We start from the raw sequence: 835 nt of genomic DNA, 5'->3' as shown, positions 1-835 counted from the left end.
GGTCAGCCAGAAAAGGTCGCTCATATCACCACTCCATTTTTCGAGCCGTGAATCATGCAGCGCCTTGAAAATCAATGCATCCTGACCCTAGAGCATCAAAATCTCCAAGAGCGTCAATAGCTCCATCAGACATAGCTTCGATGATCTCGTCGGCTCCGGATCGAAGAACAACTCTTGCCGCAGCGCGAGCTCCAATTACCCCGATTTTTTTTGCCGAATCCAAAGCTTTCTTTGCTTTGCCTCCCTGTGTTTTAGGTACGGCCTCGACCAACGCACCAAACAGTGTAACAATGGGATCACCCGAGTGGTCCGATTGCTGAACGTCCACTTCGATAACAATTTCCCCAGACTGTCTGAGTTGTTCTGACCAAGCCTTCCGAAAGAACGTCTTTCCCCTGCCAAATCCAGCTTCAATGGAAACGACCTTTGTGGTTTCCATTGACTTAATCAGGTTTGTGAAAGTGTTCCCGATATGTTCGTAGTCCAGAAGATCGTGGTCCCAAATACTCTGTGTTTTCATAAATATAAGTGCCTCAATTCGGGTGCATCGCGCGCAGAAACTACAACTTAACGTGAAATTCAGTTGCTGGTATTCTATTCTACAGTTCGGGTAATTCTGCACATTGCCAATGGGATGAAAAGTGGTACGGCACCAAAAGTTCACTGATTTCTGGTGTTGCGCATTCATCACAGGGTGAATTTCGTCCCTAATGCTTCCAGAGTGCTTCCAGTTGTGCAGTGGCCCTGAACGCAGAAAGCGCCCCAAGGGGCGCTAAGTGCTTGATATCTGACTAGGAAGTATTGGTTGCGGGAGCAGGATTTGAACCTGCGACCT

At 47.9% G+C, this 835-nt stretch carries 1 protein-coding gene; it reads right to left on the bottom strand.

Going from position 1 to position 835, the window contains the following annotated elements; translation table 11 throughout:
* Nucleotides 1–52: 52 nt before the first annotated feature.
* On the bottom strand, nucleotides 53–439 hold the full coding sequence (locus ACR0EK_RS20305) for a hypothetical protein (protein WP_480901177.1): 387 nt from the start codon (nucleotides 437–439) through the stop codon (nucleotides 53–55).
* Nucleotides 440–835: the final 396 nt, after the last annotated feature.

The organism is Ruegeria sp. AE4, assembly GCF_056542185.1.
This window is presented reverse-complemented; position numbering and strand designations above follow the sequence as displayed.